The sequence below is a fragment of the Arthrobacter sp. KN11-1C genome (assembly GCF_052180225.1).
In the GTDB taxonomy this organism is placed as follows: domain Bacteria; phylum Actinomycetota; class Actinomycetes; order Actinomycetales; family Micrococcaceae; genus Arthrobacter.
Map to the genome: position 1 here is coordinate 1,864,462 of NZ_CP197467.1, position 12,162 is coordinate 1,876,623.

The window sequence follows — 12,162 nt, forward strand, 5'->3', positions numbered from 1 at the left end:
GACTCGCAGTAGATGTCGTTTTGAGGGCCCAAAACGACACCTACTGCTAGCTAGTTGGGGACTAGTTGGCCGGGCGCATGACTCGTCCCGCGACCGCGATCACCAGCTTCTCGGGCAGGAGCTTGACGGCCACCCGCGCAACAAAGGAGTTGAGCCGGCCATCCACGACGCTCGGCTTGTTCCCGCGGATCGCGGACATCGCAGTGTCTACCACCTGCTCCGGGGTCCGCATGTTGCCCGCGGCAGCTGACTCGCCGGCGATTTCAAAGAACGGCGTGTCCGTGGCTCCCGGGCAAACGGCAAGCACTTTCACGCCCGTGCCTTGCGTCTCGGCCCACAGCGCCTGGGTGAACGAGAGAACGAAGGCCTTCGTCGCGCCGTAGACGGCCATGAGGGGTACCGGCTGGAAGGCGGCCGTACTCGCGATGTTGATGATCGCCCCCGCGCCGCGCTCCACCATGCCGGGCAGGTAACGCGTGCTGGTGCCGACCAAGGTGGAGCAGTTCAACTGGATTTGCTCCGCGTAGCGATCGGCGTCTGCATGGAGAACGTGTCCGTGTGTTCCGAATCCGGCGTTGTTGACCAGGATGTCCACTTTGAGCCCCAGGGCGTCGGTGGCGAGCTGTAGTTCCTTTGCGGAGTCCGGCAGGCTCAAGTCCATGGCCAGGACGGTCACTTCGGTGCCCTGCCCGCGGAGTTCACCCGCAAGCGCGTCGAGTTTGTCCTGGCTGCGGGCAACCAGGATCAAACGTGCGCCCTCGGCAGCCAGCCTGCGGGCGAACACCGAACCAATGCCGGTGGACGCTCCGGTGATGAGGGCTGTTTTGGCTGAAATGTTCATTTCTTCTCCTAATAAACTGACTGTGCGGTTTGTTTTTTGGCTAAGGGTTGAGGTCTTTGGCTTGTGGTTTGCCGCATTACTGGCTGGAAATGAACTGCCGCTCGACCAGTTCCAAGAGGAGGGTCGCGCGTCGCTCGAAGGCGTCGAGGTCCTTCGGGTCAAGGGCGTCGGTAACCGACTTCAACCCATCGAATGCGGCCACGATGACCGTTGCCGCATCGTCGGGGTCTCCCGAAAACGCGAGGACGCCGCTTGCGCGGCCCCGCTGAAGGATACCGGCCACAAGATCCACCCATGCCGCCAGGGGTGAGGTACCGCCGGCATTCTCGTTGGTGGATGCCAATTGATTGGCCAGGTGCACCACGCCCCACGCGGACGAGTCGCTCCGGACTGTTCTGACCATGAACTCCCCGAGATGGCGCAACTCTTCGAGCGGGTTGTTCTTGCTGAGAATTTCCTCGTGGACGCGAAGCAGCCACCGTGCCTTCTGCTCGTCGACGACGGCCTGGGCCAACATTGCTTTCGACGAGAAGTGGAAGTAGATGGCTCCCTTCGTGAGCCCGACTGCGCGGATGATGTCGTCCATCCGGGTCTGCTCGAAGCCCTTGCGCGCAAAAACTTCCGCGGCAACCCGAAGGATCTCATTCCGGGTGGCCGCGCCCTTGGGTGTGCTGCCTGTGTCTGCGAATTCCACCCTATCAAGTTACAAACCGACCAGTAGGTATGTCAATGTGGGGAGTTCACCGGCATCGATCATCCAACGGGCACGGCTTGCCGATAGGATTTGGGCATTTAATGGGGGCGCAACAGCAGCGGTTGCTGCTCTGTCAGAATGTGGGAGGAGTGGGGGGACCCAATGCGCGATGAAGCGCTCTTTGAGGCTTCCGTCAATCGGGAGCTCGTTCATAAGCGCTCCGTTTCGGAAGTCTTCTTGACTGACTTTGTCCAATCAAGCTCCAGACGGTTTGTTGCGGGAGCGCAATGGCCGCGCTGGCACGTGTTTTATGGATCGCCGGACGGTTCGCCGGACTCTGCGCTGATGGCTGAGACCTTGAGGCAGGCAGTAATCTTCTTGGCCCATCTGTGCGGAGTGCCCTTGAGCCATACGTTCATCATGCCGTACATGAGCATTTCGGTGGAAGCAGCGATCCTGGATCCCTTGGTACCCACGCAGGTTGCCGTCGAGCTCGACGTGAAGGATATGAAGCTCAGTGGAGGGCAATTGTCGGCACTGACAGTGTCCGCCCGGTTCGTCGTTGACGGCACTCCCGTAGGGGGAGGGGCGGCCGCGGCCCGCATTGTGAACCCCGTGACGTATGAGCGCTTCCGCGGAGCGGTCAGCACTGGGCTGCCCGCCGCCGGGGACGACTTACTGGCGTGTGTCGACGTCGGGCATGCCACCCAGCGGAACGTGATGCTGGGGCAAAGCAGCCGCCCGTTCGTTTGGCCGTTGCGCGTCGATCCAACGCATCCGATCTTCTTTGACCATCCCCTCGACCACGTCCCGGGAATGCTGCTGGTGGAGGCAGCGAGGCAGGCTGTACGGGCGGCGACTTCCCGACCGGATGCCGATTTTGCCCTGTTTGAGGCGGAATTCATGAGGTTGGTCGAGTTCAGCTATCCCGTGGATGTTGCCGTGACACAGCTCGAATCCAAGCTTGCGCGCGGCGTGGTGAAGGTCCGGTTGTTGCACGAAGGAGAGACCCTGATGTCCTTGTTGGCCCTGGTCAAAGAGCCGCGCTAGTTCAGCGAGTCCCGGAGCCCTGCCCGTGTATCGGCGCAATGGCCGGCATCATGAAACGCCACATGTCCTCAATGCGTTTGAGGACGTCGCGTCGTTCCGTCAGCACGTTGGAAACCATCTGCACGCCAGTGAAAGACGCAACCAGGTACCGTGCGAAGTCGCCGGCATCTACTTCGGGCCGCACGTCACCCTCGAGTTGGGCTTGGCGCGTCAGCATCTCCATGGTGGTGACCCAATCCTGGTACGGACCCTTGACGTCGCCGTTGAACGCCGAAGCTTCAAATGTCAGCCGGATTCCGGCCCTGACCACGGGCTCGTCGAGAAGCTGTTGCCCGAACGTGCGGCACATGGCGATCATCGTCTCCAATGCCGGCAGCCCCGCGGAGGCGATCTTCTCGCCAGCGACACGCACAATGTTGTGCTGTTCGGCTATGACCGCCAGCGCCAGGTCTTCCTTCGATTTGAAATGGAAATAGAGCGCGCCTTTGGTGACCGAGGCGCGCTCAGTGACGTCGCTTAGGCTTGCATTCCCATAGCCGACCTCTTCAAAGATCGACGCTGCACCCTCAATGACTGCCGTTCGGGTGGCTTTGGCACGTTGTTGCATGATCCGCGTGGAGACCTCTCCGGTTTCTGCGTCCGGGATACTTGAGTACATGAAGCTGGCGGACCGGGGGACCTGTGGGTGCCATGTCAACATGTGTTGACCATGTGCCCCGGGTTCTGGTCCTGGGTTCGTCAGGTTTCATTGGAAGTCGGGTTGTAGCCTCACTCGCCGGGTCCGGAGGGGCGCACGTTGTGGCACTCTCACGAAAACCGGTTGCAAGACTACGAAACAATAACGCTACCATTGCCACCGCCGACATTTCCGTCCCGGGGAGCCTGATCCCATTCCTGCGCGATACGGATGTTGTCATCCACGCGGCATCCTATGTGGGCTCCGACCCCCGCCTGGCCCACGCGATCAACGAGTCCGGCACCAGCCACGTCCTTGAGCAGTGCAGGCAAGCAGGAGTTGCCCGGCTGATCTATGTCAGCACGTGCAGCGTTTACGGAAGCGGACCGCACCGCGGCATCCGTGAATCCGAGGCCCGTTATCACCCGGCCTCGGTGGCCAGTGCCAGCCGTGCCGTCGCCGAAGAGCTGGTTCTCGGCCGCGGCGGGGAGGTTGTCCGCCCCAACCTCGTGTTCGGTGCGGGAGACCGTTGGTTTGTCCCGGGCCTGCTCAAGCTGATGAATGTGGCTGGCGGCTGGCCGGGAGACGGTTCGGCGTTGCTTTCGCTCGTCAGTGTGGAGGCGCTGGGAAGGCTGATTTCCGGGCTCGCGTTGGCCCCTCCGCAACCCGGACAGGCGTTCCACGCCGCATATCCGGAACCGGTTCCTGTGTCACTTCTCCTGCAAGGGGTTGCCCGGGCATGCGGCGTGGAATATCCGAGGTTCCTGGGGGATGACGAATGCGCCGGTTCGGCCTTGCGCGCGGCCGGATTCAGCGGCCATCAGATTGACTTGGTAACGAAGGATCACTGGTACTCCTCTGAACGCCTTTGGCGGATCTCCGGGCGCGAACCGGAATCGTTCAGGAGCGCCCTTGGCGAATTTTCTTCCTCCTACGACGTTTCCCGGGGAACCGATCAGTCATAAACCGGTTGGACGGTTTGTTTGTTGGCCTTTCAGTCTCTAGACTTTAATCCAGTGGCTCGTTGCGATTGTGACAACAAGCTGAAGGGCAGGAATGGGGGGAGGTGCGGCCGAGCAATCGACCGCACCTCATCTGTCCCGAAGCTCTGTCCCGAAGCCGCCGGGTTCGATTTCCAATCTCACATCGTTGTGGTTTAGTATTGACGAGTTGCTCCGGCGGGGATGGAAGTCCCGGTGAGCAAAGTTCGGGGCTGTGGCGCAGCTGGTAGCGCACCTGCATGGCATGCAGGGGGTCAGGGGTTCGAGTCCCCTCAGCTCCACCGAAGAAAAGGGAATCACCCGAGCGGGTGGTTCCCTTTTTCGTCTCTCCGTGGGTAGCCGTGGATGCCCCCAACTAGTCCCCACCGCCACCCTCGCCTCGCAAGCTCGGCCAGGGAACCCGGGCGGCGTGGGCCCACGCAGTTAATGTCGCTTTCAGCCCTGAAAACGACATCAACTGCGAGCTAGTTGGGCCACTGCTGCGGCGGGTGCCGTGCCGACGGCAGCGGTCAGACGGTCGGTTACTTGCAATCTCTACCTTCCTCCGCCACCCCTATGTTGTCGAGGGTTCCCGAGGGGGATAGATTGGTGCACCGTGACCTTGACCGAGCTGGATGAAACCCTTGAGACGCTGTTCGGCACCCTGCGCCGCTTCCCCGACGTCGAGGCAGAGAACCTGCAGGCGCATGACGCCACCGACAGGCTCCTCCTTGAGACCGCGGCAGGCTACGTGCCCGGCCAGGAAACCCGCGTCGCTGTGATCGGTGACCGCTACGGGGCCCTGACCCTGGGCGCTGTGGCGGCCCTCGGCGTCGGGCACGTGCGCGTGACCCAGGACCTCTACGCCGGCAGGCTCGCGCTGCAACGGAACGCGGACGCGTCCGGGTTGGCCGGCCGCTTCGATCAGTTCGAGCTGGGTGCCGGGTTGCTCGACGGCGCCGAACTGGTGATCGTGCAGCTCCCCAAGGCCCTCGCGGAACTGGAGGAAATCGTCGACGCCGTTGCCCGCTTTGCGGCGCCGGACGCGGTCCTGCTCGCCGGAGGACGAGTCAAGCACATGACCCTGGGCATGAACGCCGTCCTGGAACGCAATTTCGAGTCCGTGCAGCCACAGCTTGCGCAGCGGAAGTCACGTGTCCTGCTCGCCATCAATCCCACGCGGCCGGAAACGCCGGAGCCCTTCCCGGTCTCGGAGCAGAACACGGAGCTCGGCATGACGGTCTGTGCCCACGGAGGTGCGTTTTCAGGCACGAAGCTGGATATCGGCACGCGCTTCCTCCTGGGCTTCCTGGACAGGATCCCCACGGCGCGCCACGCGGTGGACCTTGGTTGCGGGACCGGGATCCTCGCGACGATGTACGCCCGGAACCGTCCCGAGGCCCGGGTTTCAGCGACGGATCAATCTGCGGCGGCCGTCGCGTCCGCCAGGGCAACGGCGGCAGCCAACGGTCTGGCAGACCGCATCACGGTGGTCCAGGACGACGCCATGTCCACCTTCGAACCGGGCAGCGCCGACCTCATCCTGCTGAATCCGCCGTTCCACCTCGGCGCCAGCGTCCATGCCGGCGCGGCCACGAAGATGTTCGATGCCGCAGCGCGGGTCCTGGCTCCCGGCGGCGAACTCTGGACTGTCTACAACAGCCACTTGCAGTACCGCGCTGCGCTGGAAAGGCTGATCGGCCCCACCACGGAAATCGGCCGGAACCCGAAATTCACCGTGACACGCAGCATCAAACGCTAGTCGCCCGCCCGGTTCGGCGGGCAGCGCTCCGACAGCACCTGCTCCACCCCGAAGCGCCCGATTCCCGCCATCGCCGGATTGTCATCCGAGAAACTGACCATCGCCGTCGCGAGGACCACAGCCCAGCCGCGGGCCCGGGCCCACGCCGCCGCATCCACGGCGGCTCCGAAGGCCGCCATGAAACGATGCCGCGCACCGCCGTCGAACATCAACCACGCCGCGGCGAGATCGACGGCGGGATCCCCGGCGCCGAGGTCTCCGAAGTCGACGACGGCGGCGAGCCGGCCGTCGGGCCGCACAAGGACGTTCGCCGGGTGGAGGTCGCCGTGCAGCCACAGTGCGGGCCCGTCCCACGGTGGGGCAAGGCAAGCCTCCGTCAGGAGCGCCCGCAACCGCCCCGCTTGCGGATAGCGCCTGGAATCGCGGAGCCTGTCCATGACCGCGTCCGACCTCGCTGCCAAAGGCACCCCGCGCACGGGATTGACGGGAGCACCCGGCGCGGCCGGGACGTGGATGGCGAGGAGAAACGCGGCCAGGTCCTCGGCCGCCGCGTTCCGTGACTCCTGGGAAACGAGCACAGCCGGGAGTCCTTCCAACCAAGGAGCCACGCTCCAAGGCCAGGGGAAGTCCGCAGACGGCCGCCCCAAGTGGATAGGGCTTGGGAGTGGGACGGGGGACCGCTTGGCATATTCGGGGAGATATTGCTGCTCATGCAGCATCAACTGTGCTGCCGCCTCCCGGCGGGGCAAGCGGACGGCCCACTCCTCGCCGAGCCGGTACATGACGTTGTCCCAGCCATTGGCTACCAGTTCCAACGGAAGGTCCGAGAGCCGTGGCAGCTGCTCCTCGAGTAGATTCCTTACCAACTCCGCGGTGACGTCGAGCTCGGCCTGCGGCATCAGTGCCATATTCCGGGCCTCCCATCAGCAATATCGGCGTCCGTTACGCCCGCGCAGCGTGTGGGCATACCGGGACAAGCACACGTGCCGTACGATGCAAATGCAACAGCATTATTCGAATGATTTTAGGGGAATCCGTGACTGAGATCCGGCAGCCGACTCCGAGGCGCGGAACCAATCTGCCACGCATGGGGGATTTCAACCTGACCGTCATTCTCGACGCCATCAGGCGCTCATCAGGCGGACTGAGCCGCGTGGAGCTTGCCCAAATCGTTGGCCTTTCACCGCAGACTATTTCGAACATCTCCCGCCGCCTCCTGGATCAGCAACTCATTATCGAGGCAGGCAAGGAAGGGAGCGGTCCGGGAAAGCCCCGCACCATCCTGCGCCTGAACCCGTCCGGAATGTACGCGCTTGGCGTCCACCTCGACCCCGCCGTCATCACCACCGTTGTGCTGGACCTGGTGGGCGACGTCGTGAAGCACTCCAGGATTCCCACTCCGACGGGAAGCAATCCACAGCGCGTCATCGCCGCCATAGCGGAGGAAATCAAGGCGCTGATCGAAGCTTCCGGTGTCGATACCGGGAAGATCGCGGGACTTGGCGTCGCGGCGCCCGGCCCGATAGACCTTGATGAGGGAACCGTCGTCGATCCGCCCCTGATGACGGGGTGGGACCGGGTGCACTTGAGGGACGCCCTCGCCGAAGCCACCGGACTTGAGACCCTCGTGGACAAGGACGTCACCAGCGCGGCGGTCGCCGAAACCTGGGCAGGCGGGGCCAGCGGAACCGGCAGTTTCATTTTCATGTATATGGGCACCGGCATCGGTTGCGGCATCGTCTTGAACGACGAAGTTGTCCGGGGAACATCCGGCAACGCCGGCGAAATCGGACACATCATTGTGGATCCGGACGGGCCGGAATGTGATTGCGGCCTGCGCGGGTGCGTCAAGTCGTCCTGTATACCGCAGGTCCTCGTGGCCGAAGCCGAAGAGCAAGGTGTCCTGAACGGTGGCCGCAAAGGCACCGAGGGCCCGGAAGTGCAGGAAGGCTTTGCCCGGCTTTGCGATGCCGCGGATGCAGGCGACGAGCGCGCCATCGCGATCATCGATAAGTCGGCGGTCCTGGTTTCCCGCGCGGTTGCGGTGGTGACCAACACCCTCGACGTCGAACGCGTCGTCTTCGGCGGCCCGTTCTGGGGCCGCATGGCGGAACGCTACTTGGGGCGCATACCCGCACTGCTCGCCGCCAACAGTGCCGCCAACAGCATCCACGGCATCGAAGTTGTCGGGACCGGAGTGGGCGAAGACGTCGGCGCGATCGGTGCGGCCTGCCTGGTACTGGAACACACTCTTGCGCCGCGCGCCCAGCGGCTTCTGTTGGAAGGCTGAGGCCTTCACCACGTCCTGTGTCTCAGGGCTGCATTTATCAATAATGGCAACAGGCTGGGCCAGCTGAAGTGTGGGGGGCTGCAGCCGCTTGAAGAAGGAGCGTCATGCGTCGCCCAGTCCGGATCGGAGCAGCACTGCTCGGGGTCGTTGGCCTTTTGGCCTCGGCAGCCTGCTCTGCCCAACCGCAAGCCATCAGCAAGCAAACCATCAAGATCGTCTACCAAAAGACGGACTCCTTCACCGCCCTGGACAAGGTCTTCCAGGATGCCAAGCAGGAATTCGAAGCAGCAAACGCGGGCGTCACCGTGGACCTGGAGCCAATCCAGGCCAACGACGACGACTATGGCACCAAGCTCGCGCTGGCCCAGCGTTCCCCCGACACCGCTCCGGACGTCTTCTACGAGGACACCTTCAAGGTCCGCTCGGACGTCGACGCCGGATACTTGCTGAAACTCGACTCGCAGCTGGCCTCGTGGGACGAATGGTCCAAATTCAACGAGGGTGCCAAGGCCGCGGGACGCGGTGACGACGGCAGTATCTACGCCGTCCCGCTCGGCACCGATACCAGGGCGATCTGGTACAACAAGTCAGTCCTCCAGAAGGCCGGCATACCCGTGCCCTGGCAGCCGAAGACCTGGGATGACATCCTGGCCGCGGCCCGCAAGATGAAGGCCGCGGATCCAGGAGTGATTCCCTTCAGCATGTACGCCGGAACAGGCACCGGTGAAGGAACCGTCATGCAGAGCTTCTACGAACTGCTCTACGGAACGGGCAGCTCCCTGTATTCGGAGAGTGACAAGAAGTGGGTGCTCGGTTCCAAGGGATTCACCGATTCACTCCAGTTCCTGAAGACCCTTTACGACGAGAAGCTTTCCGTGACGCCGGCGGACGCCCTCGATTCGAATGTGTGGAAGAAGGTCTTTGGCCAGTGGCTGCCTCAGGGCAAAATGGGCGCCACCGTCGAAGGCTCGTACGCGCCATCGTTCTGGCAGAAGGGCGGGTCATATGAATGGGCCGGCTACACCCAGGACATGGGAGTAGCCACGTTCCCCACCCAGTTCGGTCAGGATCCCGGTGGAGTGAGCATGTCCGGTGGCTGGACGCTCGCCGTCGGCGCGAAGACCAAAAGCCCGGATTTGGCCTTCAAGTTCCTGACGACTGCGTTGAACAAGAAGAATGCCTTGGCGTTCGACGTCAACAACTCCCAGATCGCGGTCCGCACCGATGTCGCGTCCGATCCCGGGTACCAAGCGGCCAACCCGTTCGTGAAGCCTGTCTCCGACCTGGTCGGAGTGACGCACTACCGTCCGGCAACAGCCGACTATCCGAAGATCTCCCTCGCCGTCCAACAAGCCACCGAGGCGGTCATCACCGGCAAGCAAAGCCCGGCAAAGGCCGCGGCCGAATACGACGCCTCGGTCAAGAAACTCGTCGGCGACGCCAAGGTCATGCAGAAATGACGCATGGCAGTCCCTGATTCCCGCAGCCGCGATTCCCTCCGGCGCAGAACCCCCATCCAAAGGACTCTGCGTCGCAGGCTCCGCTTGGTGCCGGTAGTTCCGTCAATCGTGCTGCTGGGCCTCTTCATGCTGGCCCCTGTGGCGTGGTCCTTCTATGCCTCCTTCACCAACGCCGCGTTGTCCGGCAAAGCGGCACTGACCCCTCAATGGGTCGGCCTGGACAACTACGCCCGGATGCTGACGGACTCCGTCTTCCCGCTCTCGGCATGGCTGACGGTGGTCTTCGTCATCGCGTCCGCGATCCTCGGACAGAACGCCCTGGGCCTGGGCATCGCCTTGCTGATGACACGATCCGGGAGAGCCACCGCATCGCTCGTGGGCACGGTGGTGGTCGCTTCGTGGATACTGCCTGAGATCGTGGCGGCCTTCGCGGCCTACGCGTACTTCAGCCAGGACGGGACGCTCAACCAGCTTCTGGGACTGTTCGGTGTCCAGGGCACCAACTGGCTCTATGCCTTTCCCATGGCCGCCGTGGTCCTGGCCAATGTCTGGCGCGGCACCGCGTTCTCGATGCTGGTCTACAGGGCCGCGCTTTCCCAAGTCCCGCGCGACATCTCCGAAGCCGCACTCATGGACGGCGCCAAGGGTTGGCAACGCCTGGCCTTCATCACCCTTCCGATCATCCGCGGGAGCATCGCCACCAACCTCATGCTGATCACCCTCCAGACGCTCGCGGTATTCACCCTCATCTGGGTGATGACGGCGGGTGGTCCGTCCGACGCGAGCACCACCCTTCCCGTGCTGGCGTACCAGGAAGCCTTCAAGCTCGGAGACATCGGATACGGCACCGCGATCGCTTCGGTCCTGATCCTGATCGGCATGGTCTTCGGGGCCGTGTACGTCAGGCTGATCCGGGGGGCGAAACCGTGACGTCCCTCCGTCGCGCTCCGTTGCTCGCCGGGAAGCGCCCGACGGCGGTGGGCTGGGGACGCCTCCGCGTCCGCTTGGCCGCGAATGCGGCTTTGGCCGTGATCGGCGTGTGCTTCGTGCTGCCCCTTGCGTGGCTGCTTTTTGCTTCCGTCGATCCGCACGCCGGATACGAGACGCGGTGGCCCGCATCGCCGTCGTTCGCGAATTTTGCCGCCGTACTGACGCCTGGCCTGCTGTTCCAGCCGCTCGCGAACAGCTTCCTGCTCTCCGCCGGAACCGCCGTCGTGAACCTGGCGGCTGCGGTCCTGGCGGCCTATCCGCTGTCCCGCTACCAATCGCGCTTCAACAAGCCGTTCCTCTATGCGATCCTGTTCGGTACCTCGCTCCCGGTCACGGCAATCATGGTGCCGGTCTATGGGCTGTTCGTGCAGTTGCAACTGCTGGACTCGATGCCGGCAACCATTTTTTTCATGGCAACCACCACCTTGCCCATGGCCATTTGGATGACCAAGAACTTCATGGACTCCGTGCCGCTTGAGTTGGAGGAAGCTGCCTGGATGGACGGCGCCTCCGGATTGGCTACGTTGCGGAGAATCGTCCTGCCGCTGATGAGGCAAGGGCTGGGCGTGGTGTTCATCTTCGTCTTCATCCAGGCCTGGGGGAACTTCTTCGTCCCGTTCATCCTGTTGTTGTCCAACTCCAAACAGCCGGCCGCGGTATCCGTTTTCAGCTTCTTCGGACAGCATGGAGCCATCGCTTACGGAGAGCTCGCCGCGTTCTCCATCCTGTATTCCGTCCCGGTGCTTATCCTCTACACTGTGGTCGCCAGGGGCTCCGGCAGTGCGTTCGCGCTTTCGGGCGCGATGAAAGGCTAAGCAGCCAGGGCTCAGTCGATGTCCTCCACGACGGTGCCGTACGGGATGGAATCATCCAGATGCGCTTGGTGGCCGCTGTGGTTGTAGACCACGCGCACGCCGTGAAGCTGGTCTGCGGCCGATTGCATCAGGATGGGGCGGACGGTCTGGACGAATCTTTCCTCTTTGCCGGCGAGGTACTCCTGGTAACTGGCGGGAAGCTGGATCATGGCAAAAGAATAGTCCTGCCGGACCGCCAAGGGGAGGGCTCGCATCGGGGCTCCCCGTGGCGTAATGTTGGCCGGCCGGACCAGGCTGGAAGCCCCAGCGAAGAATCTTCAGAAATCGGGCGAAACGTAGCGTAAAAGTGCGTCTTAATTCGGTGGAGGATTTGTGGCGACCCGAGCCCCGTTCTAGAGTCGTATTCAAGTTACCGCGGTAACGTGTCAGCGATCCTCCGCCGGATCTGCCTCTTGAAGGCAGGCAGGAGGGTGTGGGTGCCCCCATGTGGGCCTGACATTTGCACACGGACAACTTCATTCCAGGCGTAACAGTCGCGGCTGCGCCCTGCTGGAGTTCGTTGCGTGTATCCCCAAACTCAATTCACCGATTCTGCAGTCCATGG

At 63.1% G+C, this 12,162-nt stretch carries 12 protein-coding genes and 1 tRNA gene; 8 read left to right on the forward strand and 5 right to left on the reverse strand.

Annotation, left to right across the window (positions count from 1 at the left end; genetic code table 11):
- Positions 1-61: 61 nt before the first annotated feature.
- Positions 62-841, reverse strand: a complete 780-nt coding sequence (locus ACSBOX_RS08725) for an SDR family NAD(P)-dependent oxidoreductase (protein ID WP_442545647.1) — start codon at positions 839-841, stop codon at positions 62-64.
- Between the two features lie 76 nt (positions 842-917).
- A complete protein-coding gene (locus ACSBOX_RS08730) occupies positions 918-1,535 on the reverse strand; it encodes a TetR family transcriptional regulator (RefSeq protein WP_442545648.1) in 618 nt (205 codons plus the stop codon).
- A gap of 162 nt (positions 1,536-1,697) precedes the next feature.
- On the opposite strand from ACSBOX_RS08730, the gene ACSBOX_RS08735 reads away from it, so the two are divergent.
- The gene (locus ACSBOX_RS08735) at positions 1,698-2,585 is read left to right on the forward strand and encodes a ScbA/BarX family gamma-butyrolactone biosynthesis protein (protein WP_442545649.1); all 888 of its coding nucleotides are present in this window, start codon (positions 1,698-1,700) and stop codon (positions 2,583-2,585) included.
- Position 2,586: 1 nt separating this feature from the next.
- Here the strand turns inward: ACSBOX_RS08735 and ACSBOX_RS08740 are convergent, their stop codons facing one another.
- Positions 2,587-3,285 (reverse strand): ScbR family autoregulator-binding transcription factor, encoded by a 699-nt coding sequence (locus ACSBOX_RS08740; protein WP_442545650.1) that lies wholly within the window; start codon positions 3,283-3,285, stop codon positions 2,587-2,589.
- Here ACSBOX_RS08740 and ACSBOX_RS08745 point away from each other — a divergent pair.
- From ACSBOX_RS08745 to ACSBOX_RS08755, 3 genes are all read left to right on the forward strand, one after another.
- Entirely contained in the window at positions 3,276-4,226 is a 951-nt protein-coding gene (locus tag ACSBOX_RS08745) for an NAD-dependent epimerase/dehydratase family protein (RefSeq protein ID WP_442545651.1), read from the forward strand. The two genes, ACSBOX_RS08740 and ACSBOX_RS08745, sit on opposite strands and share 10 nt — an antisense overlap.
- Positions 4,227-4,470: 244 nt before the next feature.
- Positions 4,471-4,543: transfer RNA gene (locus ACSBOX_RS08750), tRNA-Ala, on the forward strand.
- Between the two features lie 314 nt (positions 4,544-4,857).
- Positions 4,858-6,003 carry a class I SAM-dependent methyltransferase gene (locus ACSBOX_RS08755; protein WP_442545652.1) on the forward strand — a complete coding sequence of 382 codons (1,146 nt, stop codon included), beginning with the start codon at positions 4,858-4,860 and terminating at the stop codon, positions 6,001-6,003.
- On the opposite strand, the gene ACSBOX_RS08760 is transcribed toward ACSBOX_RS08755, so the two are convergent.
- Complete coding sequence (locus ACSBOX_RS08760; protein WP_442545653.1) at positions 6,000-6,911, reverse strand: aminoglycoside phosphotransferase family protein; 912 nt, start codon at positions 6,909-6,911, stop codon at positions 6,000-6,002. The two genes, ACSBOX_RS08755 and ACSBOX_RS08760, sit on opposite strands and share 4 nt — an antisense overlap.
- 128 nt (positions 6,912-7,039) lie before the next feature.
- On the opposite strand from ACSBOX_RS08760, the gene ACSBOX_RS08765 reads away from it, so the two are divergent.
- From ACSBOX_RS08765 to ACSBOX_RS08780, 4 genes are all read left to right on the forward strand, one after another.
- The gene (locus ACSBOX_RS08765) at positions 7,040-8,293 is read left to right on the forward strand and encodes an ROK family protein (RefSeq protein ID WP_442545654.1); all 1,254 of its coding nucleotides are present in this window, start codon (positions 7,040-7,042) and stop codon (positions 8,291-8,293) included.
- 104 nt (positions 8,294-8,397) lie between these two features.
- Positions 8,398-9,753, forward strand: a complete 1,356-nt coding sequence (locus ACSBOX_RS08770; RefSeq protein ID WP_442545655.1) for an extracellular solute-binding protein — start codon at positions 8,398-8,400, stop codon at positions 9,751-9,753.
- Between the two features lie 3 nt (positions 9,754-9,756).
- Positions 9,757-10,683 (forward strand): carbohydrate ABC transporter permease, encoded by a 927-nt coding sequence (locus tag ACSBOX_RS08775; RefSeq protein ID WP_442545656.1) that lies wholly within the window; start codon positions 9,757-9,759, stop codon positions 10,681-10,683.
- Between the two features lie 47 nt (positions 10,684-10,730).
- On the forward strand, positions 10,731-11,558 hold the full coding sequence (locus ACSBOX_RS08780) for a carbohydrate ABC transporter permease (protein ID WP_442545998.1): 828 nt from the start codon (positions 10,731-10,733) through the stop codon (positions 11,556-11,558).
- Positions 11,559-11,569: 11 nt separating this feature from the next.
- On the opposite strand, the gene ACSBOX_RS08785 is transcribed toward ACSBOX_RS08780, so the two are convergent.
- On the reverse strand, positions 11,570-11,767 hold the full coding sequence (locus ACSBOX_RS08785; RefSeq protein WP_284764399.1) for a hypothetical protein: 198 nt from the start codon (positions 11,765-11,767) through the stop codon (positions 11,570-11,572).
- Between the last annotated feature and the right edge of the window lie 395 nt (positions 11,768-12,162).

Excerpts from the sequence above, each read along its gene's own strand:
- ACSBOX_RS08725 (WP_442545647.1), bottom strand. The coding sequence starts at position 841 with ATGAACATTTCAGCCAAAACAGCCCTCATCACCGGAGCGTCCACCGGC.
- ACSBOX_RS08735 (WP_442545649.1), top strand. The coding sequence starts at position 1,698 with ATGCGCGATGAAGCGCTCTTTGAGGCTTCCGTCAATCGGGAGCTCGTT.
- ACSBOX_RS08745 (WP_442545651.1), top strand. The coding sequence starts at position 3,276 with ATGTCAACATGTGTTGACCATGTGCCCCGGGTTCTGGTCCTGGGTTCG.
- ACSBOX_RS08740 (WP_442545650.1), bottom strand. The coding sequence starts at position 3,285 with ATGTTGACATGGCACCCACAGGTCCCCCGGTCCGCCAGCTTCATGTAC.
- ACSBOX_RS08760 (WP_442545653.1), bottom strand. The coding sequence starts at position 6,911 with ATGGCACTGATGCCGCAGGCCGAGCTCGACGTCACCGCGGAGTTGGTA.
- ACSBOX_RS08770 (WP_442545655.1), top strand. The coding sequence starts at position 8,398 with ATGCGTCGCCCAGTCCGGATCGGAGCAGCACTGCTCGGGGTCGTTGGC.
- ACSBOX_RS08775 (WP_442545656.1), top strand. The coding sequence starts at position 9,757 with ATGGCAGTCCCTGATTCCCGCAGCCGCGATTCCCTCCGGCGCAGAACC.
- ACSBOX_RS08785 (WP_284764399.1), bottom strand. The coding sequence starts at position 11,767 with ATGATCCAGCTTCCCGCCAGTTACCAGGAGTACCTCGCCGGCAAAGAG.